The sequence below is a fragment of the Streptomyces sp. NPDC101393 genome, from assembly GCF_044767385.1.
In the GTDB taxonomy this organism is placed as follows: Bacteria; Actinomycetota; Actinomycetes; order Streptomycetales; family Streptomycetaceae; genus Streptomyces.
Genome location: NZ_JBIWNU010000009.1, coordinates 411,652 through 427,893, shown reverse-complemented (window position 1 = coordinate 427,893; position 16,242 = coordinate 411,652). Strand labels below are relative to the sequence as shown.

12 protein-coding genes are annotated in these 16,242 nt (G+C 73.2%); 6 read left to right on the top strand and 6 right to left on the bottom strand.

Features of this window, described 5'->3' with window-relative positions; genetic code table 11:
• Nucleotides 1–42 precede the first annotated feature (42 nt).
• The 5 genes from ACIRQ7_RS28940 (at nt 43) to ACIRQ7_RS28920 (ending at nt 8,684) form a co-directional block, all read left to right on the top strand.
• Nucleotides 43–1,368, top strand: a complete 1,326-nt coding sequence (locus tag ACIRQ7_RS28940) for a hypothetical protein (protein WP_404265570.1) — start codon at nt 43–45, stop codon at nt 1,366–1,368.
• Nucleotides 1,365–4,001, top strand: coding sequence for a tetratricopeptide repeat protein (locus ACIRQ7_RS28935; RefSeq protein WP_404265569.1), 2,637 nt, complete (start codon nt 1,365–1,367; stop codon nt 3,999–4,001). The genes ACIRQ7_RS28940 and ACIRQ7_RS28935 overlap by 4 nt, the downstream gene beginning before the upstream one ends.
• Nucleotide 4,002: 1 nt before the next feature.
• A complete protein-coding gene (locus ACIRQ7_RS28930; RefSeq protein ID WP_404265568.1) occupies nt 4,003–5,631 on the top strand; it encodes a PP2C family serine/threonine-protein phosphatase in 1,629 nt (542 codons plus the stop codon).
• Between the two features lie 221 nt (nt 5,632–5,852).
• Nucleotides 5,853–7,175, top strand: coding sequence for a VWA domain-containing protein (locus ACIRQ7_RS28925; protein ID WP_404265567.1), 1,323 nt, complete (start codon nt 5,853–5,855; stop codon nt 7,173–7,175).
• Nucleotides 7,176–7,235: 60 nt separating this feature from the next.
• Nucleotides 7,236–8,684 carry an FHA domain-containing protein gene (locus ACIRQ7_RS28920; RefSeq protein WP_404265566.1) on the top strand — a complete coding sequence of 483 codons (1,449 nt, stop codon included), beginning with the start codon at nt 7,236–7,238 and terminating at the stop codon, nt 8,682–8,684.
• 47 nt (nt 8,685–8,731) lie between these two features.
• Here the strand turns inward: ACIRQ7_RS28920 and ACIRQ7_RS28915 are convergent, their stop codons facing one another.
• Nucleotides 8,732–9,745 carry a methyltransferase domain-containing protein gene (locus ACIRQ7_RS28915; RefSeq protein WP_404265565.1) on the bottom strand — a complete coding sequence of 338 codons (1,014 nt, stop codon included), beginning with the start codon at nt 9,743–9,745 and terminating at the stop codon, nt 8,732–8,734.
• Between the two features lie 272 nt (nt 9,746–10,017).
• Here ACIRQ7_RS28915 and ACIRQ7_RS28910 point away from each other — a divergent pair, with 272 nt between their 5' ends.
• Nucleotides 10,018–10,422, top strand: coding sequence for a globin (locus ACIRQ7_RS28910; protein ID WP_401470117.1), 405 nt, complete (start codon nt 10,018–10,020; stop codon nt 10,420–10,422).
• 69 nt (nt 10,423–10,491) lie between these two features.
• On the opposite strand, the gene ACIRQ7_RS28905 is transcribed toward ACIRQ7_RS28910, so the two are convergent.
• The 5 genes from ACIRQ7_RS28905 to ACIRQ7_RS28885 all read right to left on the bottom strand — a co-directional run bounded on the left by ACIRQ7_RS28905 (nt 10,492) and on the right by ACIRQ7_RS28885 (nt 15,905).
• The gene (locus ACIRQ7_RS28905) at nt 10,492–11,211 is read right to left on the bottom strand and encodes a hypothetical protein (protein WP_404265564.1); all 720 of its coding nucleotides are present in this window, start codon (nt 11,209–11,211) and stop codon (nt 10,492–10,494) included.
• Nucleotides 11,208–11,642 carry an acyl-CoA thioesterase gene (locus ACIRQ7_RS28900; protein ID WP_401470111.1) on the bottom strand — a complete coding sequence of 145 codons (435 nt, stop codon included), beginning with the start codon at nt 11,640–11,642 and terminating at the stop codon, nt 11,208–11,210. Before ACIRQ7_RS28900 ends, ACIRQ7_RS28905 begins: the two co-directional genes overlap by 4 nt.
• A 5-nt stretch (nt 11,643–11,647) precedes the next feature.
• Nucleotides 11,648–13,312 carry an energy-dependent translational throttle protein EttA gene (ettA, locus tag ACIRQ7_RS28895; RefSeq protein WP_404265563.1) on the bottom strand — a complete coding sequence of 555 codons (1,665 nt, stop codon included), beginning with the start codon at nt 13,310–13,312 and terminating at the stop codon, nt 11,648–11,650.
• Between the two features lie 301 nt (nt 13,313–13,613).
• The gene (locus tag ACIRQ7_RS28890) at nt 13,614–15,011 is read right to left on the bottom strand and encodes an LAETG motif-containing sortase-dependent surface protein (protein WP_401470105.1); all 1,398 of its coding nucleotides are present in this window, start codon (nt 15,009–15,011) and stop codon (nt 13,614–13,616) included.
• A gap of 237 nt (nt 15,012–15,248) precedes the next feature.
• Nucleotides 15,249–15,905 carry a single-stranded DNA-binding protein gene (locus ACIRQ7_RS28885; RefSeq protein WP_404265562.1) on the bottom strand — a complete coding sequence of 219 codons (657 nt, stop codon included), beginning with the start codon at nt 15,903–15,905 and terminating at the stop codon, nt 15,249–15,251.
• Nucleotides 15,906–16,242 lie beyond the last annotated feature (337 nt).

Below are 16,242 nucleotides of genomic sequence, written 5' to 3'. Positions count from 1 at the left end.
CATCAACCGCCGTGCACCGTACGCGTATTGGAGAGGTGATCGATGGGGGCCCCTGGACCCCTCCCCGGTTCCGCGGGGAGGCCCGACGCCCCGGTGCTGGGCCGGGACGAGGTGGATCGCGCCCTGGCGCGGCTCGGCGCGGAGTTCGAGGCGATCGAGACGTCGCTGCTCGCGTTGCAGGACCACGCCGGCCGCAGACTCCTGGAGGGCGCCGAACTGGCCGGCACCACCAAGGAGCGCTGGGCCGCCACCGACCGGTCCATCACGGTCCTCTGGACGTACTTCGACGCCTATTCCGGAGCCCTCCAGGCGGCGCGTGAGGTGCGCGCGCGACGCCGCTGGCCCTCGGCCGAGGACCTGGCGGAGCTGTCGGAACTGCTCGGCGGCAGCGGGGTGACGGTCGCGGGCTCAGCGGTGGCCGGCGGGGGCCCGGAGGGCGGCCCCGCCCGGCTGACTGAACGATTCAGCCTGGAGGAGCTCGTCGCGCGGATGAACGGGCTCTACGCCCGCGCGCTGGACATGATCGTCGCGGCCGATTCGGTGTGGTCGGCGCTGCCGGCCCGGATCGATCTGCTCGCGGCCGAGCTGCGCCGGACCCGCTCGCTGGCGCATTCGGTGGGGGTCCGCCCCGGGGAGCATCCGGCGGGCGACGACCTGGAGGAGATCACGGACGAGCTGGCGCGGCTGCGCGGCCAGGTCATCGCGGACCCGCTGGCCTTCTGGGTGTCGTCCTCGACGGGGAGTTCCGCGCCCGGCGGGGGCCGTCCGGACACCGGGCGCTACGACCGTGCGGCGCGGGCACTGGAGGACATCCGGCGCGAGGTCGAAGCGGTGCTGGACGTACGGCAGGACGCCGAGCGGCGGCTGATGCAGCTGCGCGACATCCTCTCCCGGGCCGACCGCACCCTGACCGAGGCCCGGCACGCCCGGGGCGAGGTGCTGGCGAAGATCGCGGCGACGGAGGTGCCGGCGGTCAGCGGCCCGTCGACGGCACTGCACGAGCAGCTGGCCGCGGCCGCCGACTACCGCAGGCGCTCCCAGTGGCACCGCCTGTCGCCGCTGCTGGACAGCCTGGAGGACCGTGCCGAGGACGAACTCCAGCGCGCCCGGGAGTCGTTGACGGCCGTGACGGCGCCGCTGGCGGTGCGCGCCGAGCTGCGCGGCCGGCTGGACGCGTACAAGGCGAAGGTCGCCCGGCACGGCATGGCGGAGGATCCGCTGCTGACGGAGCGGTACGACGCGGCCCGCCGGATGCTGTGGAGCGCGCCCTGCGATCTGCGGGTGGCCGAGCAGGCGGTGTGGCGCTATCAGCAGGCGGCGGCGGAGGCATTCGTGCCACAGCAGGCGGACCGCAGGGGGGAATCGTGACGGAACAGGCCGAGGGCCACTGCCAGCGGCGGGAGTGCGAGGGCCATTACGAGGACGTCGGCGGTGGCGAGCTCTACTGCGACGAGTGCGGCCTCGCGCCGGTCGTCTCGCCGCAAGGGCTGCTGTCCTCGCCGCCGACGGAGCTGACCAGCCGTGCGCTCGCGGGCGCGACGGCGGCCACCCACCCCGCCGGCGCGCCGGGTCCGCCCGCGCCGACCGGCGGCGAGCCGCAGCGCGTGTCGGCGGTGTCCGCCTCGGGCCGCAGCTCCGGCAGCGGCTCCCGGCCGTCCTCGGGGCCCGGGTCGGCGCGCGGGCGGCTGGGCGCCGGGCTGGTGTCGGTGCCGCAGGTGCCACGGCCCGATCCGCCGGCGGCGGTGCTGGAGAATCCGGAGGTCCCCGAGCGGCGGCGATTCTGCAGCCGCGGCGACTGCGGGGCGCCGGTGGGGCGGGCCCGCGAGGGGAACAGGGGCCGTACCGAGGGTTTCTGCACCCACTGCGGCCAGGCCTACAGCTTCGTTCCCAAGCTGCGGGCCGGTGACGTCGTGCACGACCAGTACGAGGTCGTGGGCTGCCTGGCGCACGGCGGGTTCGGCTGGATCTATCTGGCGACCGACCGCAAGGTGTCCGACCGCTGGGTGGTGCTCAAGGGCCTGCTGGACACCGGCGACGAGGACGCGCTGGCGGTGTCGGAGTCCGAGCGGCGCCACCTCGCCGAGATCGAGCACTCCAACATCGTGCGGATCTACAACTTCGTCGAGCATCTCCACCGCGCGACGGGCAGCCGCGACGAATACATCGTCATGGAGTACGTCGGCGGCAAATCGCTCAAGGACATCGCCAACGCCTCCTGCACACCCGAGGGGCGGCGGATCCCGCTGCCCGTCGAGCAGGCGTGCGCGTACGGCATCGAGGCGCTGGAGGCGCTCGGCCATCTCCACAGCCGCAACCTGCTGTACTGCGACTTCAAGCTCGACAACGCCATCCAGCAGAACGACCAGCTCAAGCTGATCGACATGGGCGCGGTGTGCCGGATGGACGACAACGACGGCGTCTACTACGGCACGGTCGGCTACCAGGCGCCCGAGATCGCCGAGTTGGGCCCCTCGGTCGCCTCCGACCTCTACACCGTCGCCCGCGCCCTCGCCGTCCTCACCTTCGACTTCCAGGGCTACACCAGCGTCTACGCGGACAAGCTGCCCGACCCGGCCCACATCGAGGTGTTCCGCACCTACGAGTCCTTCTACCGGCTGCTGGTGCGGGCCACGGACCTCGACCGGAACCGCCGCTTCTCCTCGGCCGAGGAGATGGCCGAGCAGCTGACCGGTGTGCTGCGGGAAGTGGTCGCCCTGCAGACCGGCGAGCAGCGGCCGGCGCACTCCACGGTCTTCGGCGGCGAACTGCGCGCGACGGAAACGGAGTTGCTGACCCCCGCCAAGGGGCCCAGCTCGCGGCTGGGCGCCCGGGAGGTGGCGCCCGCCGGCGGCTTCGGACCGTTCGCCCGGCGGCGCAAGCGGGCGGCGCTCGCCGCCGGGACGCCGCCTGGCGGGCACGGGGCGGCCGGCACCGCACCCGGCCGGGCGGCGATCCCGGCGCAGCAGGCACGCACGGCCGAGGGGGGCGGGACGGCCGCGGCGGCGCCTGCGACTGCGGCTGCCGCACCGCCGGGCGGCACGGTGCTGCGCCCCCTGGACACCGCCGCCGCCGTCCTCGCCCTCCCGGTCCCCCGGGTGGACCCGGGCGACCCCAACGCCGGTTTCCTCGCGGGCCTGATGACCACGGCGCCCGCCGAACTCGTCGCCGCGCTGCGCTCCGTCCCCGTCGACTCGCTCGCGATCCGGCTGCGGGAGGTACGCGCCCACCTGGAGACGGGCGCGGCCGGCACGGCCCTGACCGCCCTGGACGACCTCGCGTCCGTGCACGGCGGGGCATGGGCCGCCGACTGGCGGGTGCTGTGGACCCGCGGTCTGGTGGCGCTCGACGCCGGCGACCACCCCACCGCCGTGGACTGCTTCCACGCGGTCTACGACACGTTCCCGGGCGAGCCCGCACCGAAGCTGGCGCTGGCCGTCTGCGCCGAACTGCTGGAGCGGCTGGAGGACGCCGCCGTCTACTACCACATGGTGTGGACGACCGACCACCGCTTCGTCAGCGCCGCGTTCGGGCTCGCCCGGGTGCGGCTGCTGGCGGGTGAGCGGACGGGCGCCGTCGAGGTGCTGGAGTCCGTCCCGGAATCGTCCATCCACTACACGGCGGCACGGATCGCGGCGCTCCGCGCCCGGCTCTGGCAGCGCTCCCCCACGGAGGCGCTGTCGGACGATCTGCGGGCCGCCGCCGAACAGGTCGAGCACCTCACGGACTTCGGCCTGGACGCCGAGCGGCGTCAACAACTGACGACCGAGGTGTGGGGCACCGCCCTCGACTGGGTACTCTCCGGTAGCCACGGTGCCCGGCCGGACGGCGGGCAGAACCCGCCACAGCGGCCTGCACTGCTCGGCACCGCGCTGGACGAGCGCAGCCTGCGGTTCGGCCTGGAGGAGTCGTACCGCCTGCTCGCGCGGCTGGCGCAGCGTGGCGAGGAAAGGATCGAGCTGGTGGAACGGGCCAACCGCTTCCGCCCCAGGACGTGGGTGTGACATGGGTGTGACTGGGCCGTCCAGGTGTCCGAGCTGCGGCGAGCCGCTCGACGCGGGGGACAATTTCTGCGGGCGGTGCGGCACCGGCCTCGGCGCGGCGGCGCTGCCGTCCGACGGGCCGGGGCAGCCGGCGGCCGCGCCCGGCGGCGCGGGCCCCACCGCGTACGGGCCGCCGCCCCCGCCGCCGCTGCCGCCGCCCGCGTACGCACCGTCCCCGGACGCCGCGGCGGCACCGCGGTCGGCGCCTCCGGTGCATCCGCCGGTGCCCGCGCCGATGCCGGCGCACATCCCGGAAGCGGACGCACCGTTGGTGCCGAACGCCCCGCCGGCCCCGCCCGCGTACGGCGGACCGGCGGCGGGCGTGCCTGCCGCGGCCGGCGGGGCGATCCCGCCGCGCCCGGACGGACCGCCGGCGGTCCCCGCGGTGCCCGCACCCCCCGCCCCGGCAGGCCCGCCGCCGCCGGATCCGCAGACCCGCATCCCGTACGTGGAGCCCGGCTCACCGCCCGTTCCCGGGCACGCCCCGACGGCCTCGGCCGCGGACCTGCCCGGTGAACAGCCCGCCGACCAGCCGGCCGAAGGGCCCGCCGACCCGCGGGTGGCCGGTTACGAGGCCGTCGCGGACGCCGCGGGCGGGGCCCCCGGGACACCGGGGAGCCCGGTCGCCGACGCGCCGGCCCAGGGCACGCCCACGGCGGCCACCCCCGCCCACGGCACCCGTGCCTGCACGGCCTGCGGGACCGGCGCCGTCGACGCCGACGGGTACTGCGAGCACTGCGGACACGCACAGCCACGGGAACGGGACCACATGGAACGCGAGTTGTCCGGATTCGCCGCGGTCAGCGACAAGGGCCACCGGCACCACCGCAACGAGGACTTCTTCACCCTCGCCACCACCGCCCTGCCGGACGGCAGCCCCGCCCTGGTCGCGCTGGTCTGCGACGGCGTCTCCTCGGCGACCCGCCCCGACGAGGCATCGCAGGCCGCGTCCGAGGCCGCGGGCGTCAGCCTGCGCGCCTCCCTGCCGGGCGGCGCCCACCCCCGGCAGGCCATGCACGACGCGATCATGGCGGCCTCGGCCGCCGTCGACGTCCTGGCGGAGGACCCCGCGTCGGCGCACGACGAGCACCGCCGGCAGAACGCCCCCGCCTGCACCTTCGTCGGCGCGGTGGTCGGCGGCGGGCTGCTGACCATCGGCTGGGTGGGCGACAGCCGCGCCTACTGGATCCCCGACGACCGCACGGCGGCGCCCGTACGCCTCACCGAGGACGACTCCTGGGCCGCGCAGATGGTCGCGGGCAATCTGATGTCCGAGGCGGAGGCGCTCGCCGATGAGCGCGCGCACGCCATCACGGGCTGGCTCGGCGCGGACGCCTACGAAGTCGAGCCGCACACCCAGTCCTTCGAGCCGGACGGTCCCGGTGTGGTGGTGGTGTGCACCGACGGGCTGTGGAACTACGCGGAATCCGCCGAGCAGATGGCCGCCGTGCTGCCGCTCGACGCGCCCACCGAGCCGCTGAACGGCGCCCGGAGCATGGTCACCTACGCCCTCGACAGCGGGGGGCACGACAACATCACCGTGGCCCTGGTGCCGTTCCCCGCGCCCGCGGGGCGGACAGGCGCGGCCTGACCGGCGGCACACCGGACGCACCGGACACCGGCTGCCCCTCGCACGGGCACCGGTGCGTGCCGAGCACCGGTGTGCGCCGAGCGGGGGCGGCGTGTGACGTCCCCGTGCGCCGCGCCAATGGGAAGGGACGGCGGGGCGCCCTCTTGGGCTGCCCGGCTGCCCGGTTGTCCTGCTGTCCGGCTTTGCGATTGATCCCTTACGGAGCCCAAGGAGCGGAACAGATGGCCAACTTCTCCAAGTCGCATGTGCCGCGTTTCTCGGCCGAGGTGTACCAGAACGTCCATCTCCCCGAGGGCGGGCGCGAGGTGAACGCCATCGTCACGGTCACCGCGACCGGTGGCCGGCCGGCACTCGTCGGCGGGAGCGGCGCCCCGGACGCCGGCGTGGTGATCATGGTCGACTGCTCGGGGTCGATGGACCACCCGCCGACGAAGATGCGCGGCGCCCGCGAGGCGACGGCCGCCGCCATCGACACGGTGCGCGACGGCGTCAGGTTCGCCGTGGTCGCCGGCACACACCGGGCCGCCGAGGTCTACCCCGGTGGCGGCCGGCTGGCCGTCGCCGATCCGGCGACCCGCGACCGGGCCAAGGAGGCGCTGCGCAAGCTGAGCGCGGGGGGCGGCACCGCCATCGGCAACTGGCTGCGGCTGGCCGGCGCACTGCTGTCGTCGGCCGACGTCTCCATCCGGCACGGCATCGTGCTCACCGACGGGCGGAACGAGCACGAGTCGGCCGAGGAGCTGCGGGCCGCCCTGGACGCCTGCGCCGGGCGCTTCACCTGCGACACCCGCGGCGTCGGTACGGACTGGGAGGTCAAAGAGGTCACCGGCATCGCCTCGGCGCTGCTCGGCACGGCCGACATCGTTGCCGATCCGGCCGGATTGACCGCCGATTTCACGCAGATGATGGAAAAGGCGATGGGCAAGGAGGTGGCCGATGTCAGCCTGCGGCTGTGGACCCCGGCGGGCGCCGAGGTCGTCTTCGTGAAGCAAGTGGCGCCCACCATCGAGGACTTGACCGACCGCCGCACGGACTCCGGCGCCCGCTTCGGCGACTACCCGACCGGCTCCTGGGGCGACGAGTCCCGCGACTACCACCTGTGCGTGCGGGTGCCGGACGCCGACGTCGGCCAGGAAATGCTGGCCGCCCGCGTCTCCTTGATCATCCTCGCCCCGGACGGCTCGACGCCGCAGACGCTGGCGCACGGGCTCGTACGCGCCGTATGGACGGACGACCTCGCCGCGGCGACGTCGATCAACCCACAGGTGGCGCATTACACAGGGCAGGCGGAACTGCTGCGGGCCATCCAGGAGGGAGTGGAAGCGGTCAAGTCGGGCAATACGGATGATGCGACCGCCAAATACGGCCGCGCGGTGCAATTGGCGAACGCCTCCGGCAATGAGGAGACTGCGAAACTGCTTGCGAAGGTGGTGGACGTCGTCGACGCGGCGACCGGTACTGTGCGACTGAAGGCGAGGGTGTCCGACGCGGACGAGATGACCCTCGAAACGCGCTCGACGAAGACCGTTCGCGTGACGAAATAAGCACCGCTGACCACGACAAGTACCACCCAGCATCCACGGTACGGAGGGGGAAGAACCGACATGCCGACCTGCCCGAACGGCCACCAGTCGGTGGCCGAAGAATGGTGCGAGGTGTGCGGCCTCCGGATGGCGGGCGCAGCTCCCCCGCCGCCTTCCCTGCCCGAGGGATTCCTGAACACGCCGCCCAGCGCACCGACCGGCCCGCCGCCCGGCGCGCCAGGCCCCGGTCCCGGTCCCGGCACACAGGGTGGTCAGGGCGGCGGCTACGGCTTCCCGCCGCCTCCCCCGGCACCCGGTCCCGGCCCTCAGGGCGGCCAGGGCGGTTACGGCTTCCCGCCGCCCGCGCCCGGCCCCGGCCCGGCGCAGTCCGCGCCGCCCGAGCTGTGCCCGCAGTGCGGTACTCCGCGTGCGGCGATGGCGCCGTTCTGTGAGAACTGCCGCTACAACTTCCTCACCCACTCCTCGACCTCCTACGCCCCGCCGCCCGGTCAGCAGGGCCCGCCCCCCGGCCAGCAGGGCCCGCCGCCCGGCGGCCAGGGCGGTTACGGCTTCCCGCCGCCCGCGCCGGGTCCCGGCCCCCAGGGCGGCCAGGACGGCTATGGCTTCCCGCCGCCCATGCCCGGCCCCGGCCCCCAGGGCGGCCAGGACGGCTACGGCTTCCCGCCTCCCCAGCACCAGCCCCCGCAGCAGCAGCCGCAGCAGGGTCCGCCGCCCGGCATGCCCGGCCCCGGCGGATACCCCGGCATGCCCGGCCCGCCTCCCGGCATGCCCGGCCCCGGGCAGCCCGGCCCGCCGCAGCAGCAGGGCGACGACTGGACGCTGAACCCCCCGAGCGCGCAGTCCGCCGCCCCGCCCGCGCAGGCTCCGCCCGGCCCCGGCCCGCAGGCACCGTTCGAGCAGCAGCAGCCGCCCGCGCCGTTCCCGCCGCAGCAGCCCGGCCCGTACGAGCAGCAGTCCCCGCAGCCGCCGTACGAGCAGCAGCCCGGCCCCTACGAGCAGCCGCCGCATCAGGGGCCGCCGCCGCAGCCCGACCAGCAGCAGTGGAACGGCGGTCCCGGCCAGGGGCCCGCAGCGCCGCCGCAGGGTCCGCCGCCGGTGGTCGGCGCGGGCTGGGTCGTGGCCATCGCGCCGGACCGCGAGTACTTCATGGCGATGATGGGCCGCAGCGGCCCGGAGGCCGCGGGGCTCAACCTGCCCGCGTACTCCCCCGAGCAGGTGCTGCCGCTCGCCAACGGCCAGATCGCGATCGGCCGCCGGCGCAACAGCACCGGCGAGGCCCCGGACGTCGACCTCGGCCGCACCCCGGAGGACCCGGGCGTCTCGCACCAGCACGCCCTGCTGGTGCAGCAGCAGGACGGCAGCTGGGCGGTCGTCGACCAGAACTCCACCAACGGCACGACGATCAACCTCGCCGAGGACCCGGTCCAGCCGTATGTGCCGGTGCCGCTGCACGAGGGCGACCGGGTGCACGTCGGCGCCTGGACGACACTGACCGTCCGCCGGGGCTGACCCACCCGGGCCCGCGAGCCCTTCGCCCGGGGCGTGACCGACACCGGTCACGCCCCGGACGCGTCGGTGCCCCCTTCGCCCGCCCCGCCCAGCTCCCAGGCATACGGACCGTCCGGCCGCTCCAGCCACGCCCACTGGCGGTCCCCCTCCACCGTCACGCCGTAGCGGTCCCGGGCCGGCCGCCGCTCGCGCCGCCACAGTTCGTACGCCTCCTGCGGCAGCAGCCGGCCGGCCCCGAGCGCCAGCAGGAACTGGAACCGGCCGTCCTGCAGCGCCTCGCACGGCAGCCCGTGGCCCGCCCCGTCCACCGGCGCGGCCACCGGCCCCCGCCCGCTCCCCCGCAGCGGAACGAAGTACGCCGGGGTGGCCAGGAACCGCCCTTCCGCCCGCCCGCCACCGGGCGCCACGGTCAGCGCGATCAGCCCGGTGGCCAGCGGCGCCAGGATCGTCGCCCCGCCGGTGCACTGCCCGGCCCACGCCGCCGGCACGGACGACAGCTCGCAGGTCGCGATGATCCGGTCGTACGGCGCCCGGGGCGGCCAGCCCAGCGCGCCGTCCCCGGTCACCACCGCCGGCCGGTAGCCCGCCGCGGCGAGCTGGGCACGGGCGGCCGCGGTGATGTCCGTCTCCAGATCGACCGTGGTCACCTGCCGGTCGCCGAGCCGGTGGCTGAGCAGCGCCGCGTTGTAGCCGCTGCCCGTGCCGATCTCCAGCACCCGGCAGCCGTCCTCCACACCGAGCGCTTCGAGCATCTGCGCCATCAGCGACGGCTGGCTGCTGGACGAGCACAGCAGGCCCGCACGCACCCGGATCGCGAGCGGGCCGTCGCGATAGGCGCCGCGCAGCCAGCGGGCCCGGCGCACCGGATCGGGGTCGTCGGCGGACAGCCGCTCGTAGCCCTCGGCGACGCTCTCGTAGTAGTACGGCACGAACAGATGCCGCGGCACCTGCGCGAAGGCCGCCCGCCAGCGCGGGTCGGTGAGACCGCCGCCCTGCGTGATCAGCCGGACGAGCCGGTCCCGCGCCGCACCGGCCCGGTCCGCCTCCGTGCCACCGCTCATGCCTCCACTGTCCCGCGCCGGCCCCTCATCTGCCCTCTGGCCCCAGCGCCTGTCGGCACACTCCCGCCTGCTCCGCGGCGTCCGGCACGCACGCTCGCCGCGTTGCCGGGATCACCCCGGTACCGGGTGGACCCTCCGCCTTGCGCTCGCACGCACCGGACGCCGTTTGGAGCCTGCCCTCCGGGCAGACGGCGGGAGTGTGAACACAGGCCCTGGGGTCTGTCGGCCCTAGGTCCGAAGTCCTCGGCCGGAGCGTCTGACACCATGGACGGGTGAACAAGATTCCGCGCGGCACGCTTCAGGAGCAGACCTTCTACGAACAGGTCGGTGGCGAGGAGACCTTCCGCCGCCTGGTGCACCGCTTCTACCAGGGAGTCGCCGAGGACCCGCTGCTGCGGCCGATGTACCCGGAGGAGGACCTGGGCCCGGCCGAGGAGCGCCTCACGCTGTTCCTCATGCAGTACTGGGGCGGTCCCCGTACGTACAGCGACGGCCGCGGCCATCCCCGGCTGCGGATGCGGCACGCCCCGTTCACCGTCGACCGCGCAGCGCACGACGCGTGGCTGCACCACATGCGGGACGCCGTGGACTCCCTCGAACTCTCCGAGGAACACGAGACGACGTTGTGGAACTACCTGACGTACGCGGCCGCTTCGATGGTCAACACCGCCGACTGACCGGGCAGTGACCGGCGTTGGCCGGAGTGGGCCGGGGGGCCGCCCCTTGAGGGCCGGCTCCGCGCGGGCTCAGGTCGGTGTGACCGTCAGCCCCGAGAGGCCCGTGAGACCTGCCGGACCGCCCGTCCTCACGGCGATCGAGCCGTAGGCGGTGCTCAGCCGCAGCCAGCCGCCGGCGGCGAGCAGGCTGGGCGGCTGCGGGCCGGGGGCAGCCGCGGAGCTGCCCGCGCCCGCCAGGACGCCCGCGCGGGCGGGACGCAGAAAGCCCAGCGACTGTGCGGCGTGGACGGCGCGCAGCGGCAGCGAGGTGTCGCCGAGGGTGCGCGACCAGATGTCGTTGCCGATACGGTCCCGTTCGCTGCGGGTGCGGTGCTGCGGCGGCAACGCCTCATCGCGGGCGCGGAATTCGGCGACGGCACCGGCCACCGCGCGCACCAGCGCCTCGGGCGCCGGCAGTCCCGGCACCCGCTGCCAGCCGCCGCGCGGCGGCAGCAGCCCGGCCCACGGGGGGCCGGTGACCGCGGCGGGCACGGTCAGCACATCTGCCGACTCCTCGACGCCTTCGAGGAGTTCACCCGCGGACACCGTGACGTCCAGGGTGAGGTCGTCGGTGAGGCGGGCCGTGCGGATCGCCAGCACCTCGAAGGACGGCGGGCGGCCGAAGACGGCGAGCACGCCGCCGCCGGCCTGGAGCCGTACCGCGGCGGCGCGGTCGTAGTGGATCAGCCGGGCCAGGAAGGCGGCGAGATCCGCCGCCTCCCCGGCATCGGCCAGACGGAGCGCCGTCATACGGCGACGGCCCCCTCCTGATGCGACGCGTCGTCCATGTACTCCTTGAGGCCCGCCTTCTCCTCCGCACTGATGCGGCGGGGACGCTCCCTCTCGAAGTCGTAGGGGACGACGATGGTCGAGGCCCGCAGATACAGCGTGCCGGCGTCCTTGACCTCGTACGCGACGGTCATCGACGCGGCGCTGATCTTCGTCACCCACACCTCGATGTCCACCGGGGCGTGCCGGTGGACCAGCGGCCGCAGATAGTCGATCTCGTGCCGGGCGACGACCGAGCCGCCCGTGAACGACGGGCTGCCGTCCCCCGGCGCCAGCAGACGCATGAAGTCGATCCGCGCCTCTTCGAGGTAGCGGACGAACACCGCGTTGTTGACATGGCCGAAGGCGTCCATGTCCGACCAGCGCAGAGGGCAGGAGTACAGGTGGCGCACGGCGCTCAGCCCCGGGTCAGCTTCTTGTACGTGGCACGGTGCGGGCGGGCCGCGTCCGGGCCGAGCCGGTCGATCTTGTTCTTCTCGTACGACTCGAAGTTGCCCTCGAACCAGTACCACTTGGAGTCGCCCTCGTAGGCGAGGATGTGCGTCGCCACGCGGTCCAGGAACCAGCGGTCGTGGGAGATGACCACGGCCGCACCGGGGAACTCCAGCAGCGCGTTCTCCAGCGACGACAGGGTCTCGACGTCGAGGTCGTTGGTGGGCTCGTCGAGGAGGAGCAGGTTGCCGCCCTCCTTGAGGGTCAGCGCCAGGTTGAGGCGGTTGCGCTCACCACCGGAGAGCACACCGGCCGGCTTCTGCTGGTCGGGGCCCTTGAAGCCGAACGCCGAGACGTACGCCCGGGAGGGCATCTCGACCTGGCCGACGTTGATGTAGTCGAGCTCGTCCGAGACCACGGCCCACAGGGTCTTCTTGGGGTCGATGTTGGCGCGGCTCTGGTCGACGTAGCTGACCTTGACCGTGTCACCGATCTTGATCGAGCCGGAGTCCGGGTTCTCCAGACCCTGCAGCATCTTGAACAGCGTGGTCTTGCCCGCGCCGTTCGGACCGATGATGCCGACGATGCCGTTGCGCGGCAGCGTGAACGACAGGTCGTCGATGAGGACCTTGTCGCCGAACGCCTTGCTGAGGTTCTCGACCTCGACCACGATCGAGCCCAGGCGCGGGCCCGGCGGGATCTGGATCTCCTCGAAGTCCAGCTTCCGCATCTTGTCGGCCTCGGCGGCCATTTCCTCGTAACGGGCAAGACGCGACTTGGACTTGGCCTGGCGCCCCTTGGCGTTGGAGCGCACCCACTCCAGCTCGTCCTTCAGACGCTTCGCGCGCTTGGCGTCCTTCTGGCCCTCGACCTTGAGGCGGGTCTGCTTGGTCTCCAGGTACTTGGAGTAGTTGCCCTCGTAGCCGTGCAGGCGGCCGCGGTCGACCTCACAGATCCACTGGGCGACGTGGTCGAGGAAGTACCGGTCGTGGGTGACGGCGACGATGGTGCCGGGGTACTTGGCGAGGTGCTGCTCCAGCCACTGCACGGACTCGGCGTCCAGGTGGTTGGTGGGCTCGTCGAGGAGCAGCAGGTCGGGCGCCTCGATCAGCAGCTTGCAGAGCGCGACGCGGCGCTTCTCGCCACCGGAGAGGTTGTTCACCGGCCAGTCGCCGGGCGGGCAGCCCAGGGCGTCCATGGCCTGCTCCAGCTGGGTGTCCAGGTCCCACGCGTTGGCGTGGTCGAGGTCCTCCTGGAGCTTGCCCATCTCCTCCATCAGCGCGTCGGAGTAGTCGGTGGCCATGAGCTCGGCGACCTCGTTGAAGCGGTGCAGCTTGCCCATGATCTCGGCGGCGCCGTCCTGGACGTTCTGCAGGACCGTCTTCGACTCGTCGAGCGGGGGCTCCTGCATCAGCATGCCGACCGTGTAGCCGGGCGACAGGAACGCGTCACCGTTCGACGGCTGCTCAAGACCGGCCATGATCTTCAGCACCGTGGACTTACCGGCGCCGTTGGGACCCACGACACCGATCTTCGCGCCAGGCAGGAAGCTCTGCGTCACGTCATCGAGGATGACCTTGTCGCCGTGCGCCTTGCGCGCCTTGCGCATCGTGTAGATGTACTCAGCCAAGAGAAACCGTCCGGCAGTTTTGGATCTATCAGGTCTGTGTGCGGCTCCGCCGCGTGGGCCATGGTGCGGCGTGGCCGCGCGAAGGCAGATACACCCATCTTGCCGTACAGCTGCGCTCTGGAGGAAACGAGTAGGTCAGAGAGCCGCTGCTCAGCCCCGAAAACGGCCGCCGCGATGCCCGTTCGGTCACTCTCTGTCACGGTTGGTCACGCCCCCCCCCGCTGAACGCACCTGGCCCCTGGGCGCGAACGCACCCAGGGGCCAGGCTCTGCTCATTCCTGCTTACTGCTCTTACTGCTGCTTACTGCGCGGGAGTGCCGGCCTTCTTCTTGCGGAGGAAGAACACCGCGCCGCCGCCGACCACGACGAGGACGACCGCGATACCAGCGATCATCGGGGTGGCGCTGCTGGAACCGGTCTCGGCGAGGTCGCCGCCGTTGTCACCACCGGTGGAGCCGCCGACCGAGGCCGGGCTGGGCGCCGAGGAGGGCTTGCCGCCGCCGCTGCCGGCGGTCTTGCAGTCCAGGACCCCGGAGAAGGACTTCTTGAAGCCGCCCTCACCCTTGATCGTGATCTGGTACGGCTGGTCCTCGGCCACCGGCACGGTCACGGTCTGCGACTTGCCGGGAGCGATCTCGTAGTCCTTGCCGGAGAGCTGGAAGCGGAACGCCTCATCGCCCTTGTTGCTCGCCGTGACGTCCACGCCGCCCTTGGAGCAGTTCTTCTCGGCGGTGATCGCCGGGATGGCGCCCTGCTTCTTCCAGGAGACCGAGGCGGCGGCGGAGACCGTCGACTCGCTGGAGCCGGCCAGGATCTGCGTCTGGCTCTTGGCGTGCTCGCCGATGCCGGTGAAGGCACGGCCGACCGGGACCTTGGTGGCGGCCTGGGCGGTCAGCGAGGTGCTGCCGTCAGCGGCACCCGCCGGCACGTCGAAGAACAGCTGGGTGCCGTCGGCAGCGCTGGTGACGGGCTTGCCGTCCTTGCCGACGACCTTGACACCGGACGGCACGTCGGCGGCCGGGGAGACCGTGACGCTGTCGGCGTTGGTGTGCACGGTGACCGGGCCGAGACGGCTGCCGGACTTGCCGGACACGGCCGGCGGGTCCAGCGTCAGCGACGCCTTGGGCTCGCCGACGTTCTGCGCGCTCTTCTCCAGGAAGTCGGCGAGCTTCTCCGCCGCCGGGTCCACCGCGTCCACCTTGACGTGGTCGGAGAAGCGCCAGATCGCGACCTGGGTGCCGGCCGCCGCGGTCTTCTCGGTGAGGGCGCCCGCACCGGCCTTCTTGGCGAGCGCGGCCAGGTCGTTCACCTGCGGGTAGGAGTTCTGCAGGATCCAGCGGATCTTGCCCGCGTCACCGTTGTTGTGCAGCGACGAGGCGCTCCAGGGCACTTCCTGGTACTTCGCCTGCTGCTGCGTCGGGTTGTGGATGTCGATGCAGTACGTCTGGAGCGTGCCGCCGTTGTCGACCGACATCTCGAACAGACCGGCGCCGACGCGCTGGTTCTGTCCGTCGGCGTGCACGACCGCCTGGTCGAAGGTCTTCAGACCGCCGAGCGTCGCGGTGGCGCCCCCGTGTGCCGGGGTCGTCTCGTCCGCCGCGGCAGTCCCCGCGGTGGCTATCGCACCCGCCGCGACGAGGCCCGAGGCCACGATCGCGGCGGCAAGGCGGGCTGCGCCCCGCCTCTTCATCGAAAGCATGAATTTCCCCTCTGGGCGAGGCGGAACAGTGGGGAGGATGCCTCGCCGAAATGATCCAAAAGAACTCAACAGCCGAACCAGTCAGCCCCCGTGAGTACTCGTCGGATCTTATGGAGCGGGCGCACCAGGGTCCCCAGTAATGGCATCCCATAAGCGATCCGACTCGCAATCGTTACCGAATACGGGCACCCTGACCTGGGATTATCGACAAATCGCCGAGGTGCGCACCGGAACTTTTCAGGGCACTGGCACCTTCTGGGGCGAATCCCTCGCGCCGCGCACCACGACCGCCCCGGCAACAGCGGGCTCCATGGCGCCCGATGGCCCTCCGGCCGCTGATGACGGCACGACAACCAACGGCGGTGCGGGGCGGGATGCCCCCATGCCCGCCACAGCACCGGCCGTCCCGGCCCTCAGCGGCGGCGAGGGCGGGCGCCCGGACCGCGCCTCCGCGGCCGGCGGGCCCGGGTCGGTTTGCGGCGGGAGCGGCTCCGCATGCGGCGGCAGCGGCTCCGTACGGGCACGGACGATCCTGCGGAAGGCGGAGGTGCCTCGCGCGAGGTCGTGGCCGATGGCCACGGCGTCGACCTCCGCAGCGAACCAGCGCTGCCCGCCCTTCTCCGGTGGCTGCTCCCCTTCCCGCACCCGCAACCTCCCCTGGACCACCAAGGGTTCGCCAACCGCCACCGACGCGGCGACGTTGTCGGCGAGCGTCCGCCAGGACCGGACCGTGTAGAAGCTCGTCCCGCCGTCGGTCCAGCACTCCCGCACCTTGTCCCAGCGCCGGGACGTCGCCGCCAGCCGGAACCTCGCCACCGGCACACCCGCCGCCGTCTGCCGGTGCTCGACCGCCGTTGCCGCGTTCCCCACCAGCGTCACCATCGTGTCGTTCAACGGACCCGCCTCCCCCACTCGTTCGCTTCCCCCTGCCGGCTCGCTCCGCCGCGCAGTGATCCCATGCTGCACGGATCCGGCGAAGCCCGCGGCGGGCTGTGGACAGGACGGCAGATGTGGACAACTCCGTCACCCGGGAGGGGCAGGCATCAACGACGGGAAGGCGGACGGCGGGAGGGTGAACGGCGGGAGGCGACCGGCTGGGGCCGAACGACGGGAGGGCAGGGGCGCCGTGGCGGTGCCACCCGAGCCGACCGTTCACACGCGGACACCGCCACGTACCGCTCACACACCGGACGCCACCGCGTACCGCTCACACACCGGACGCCACCGCGTA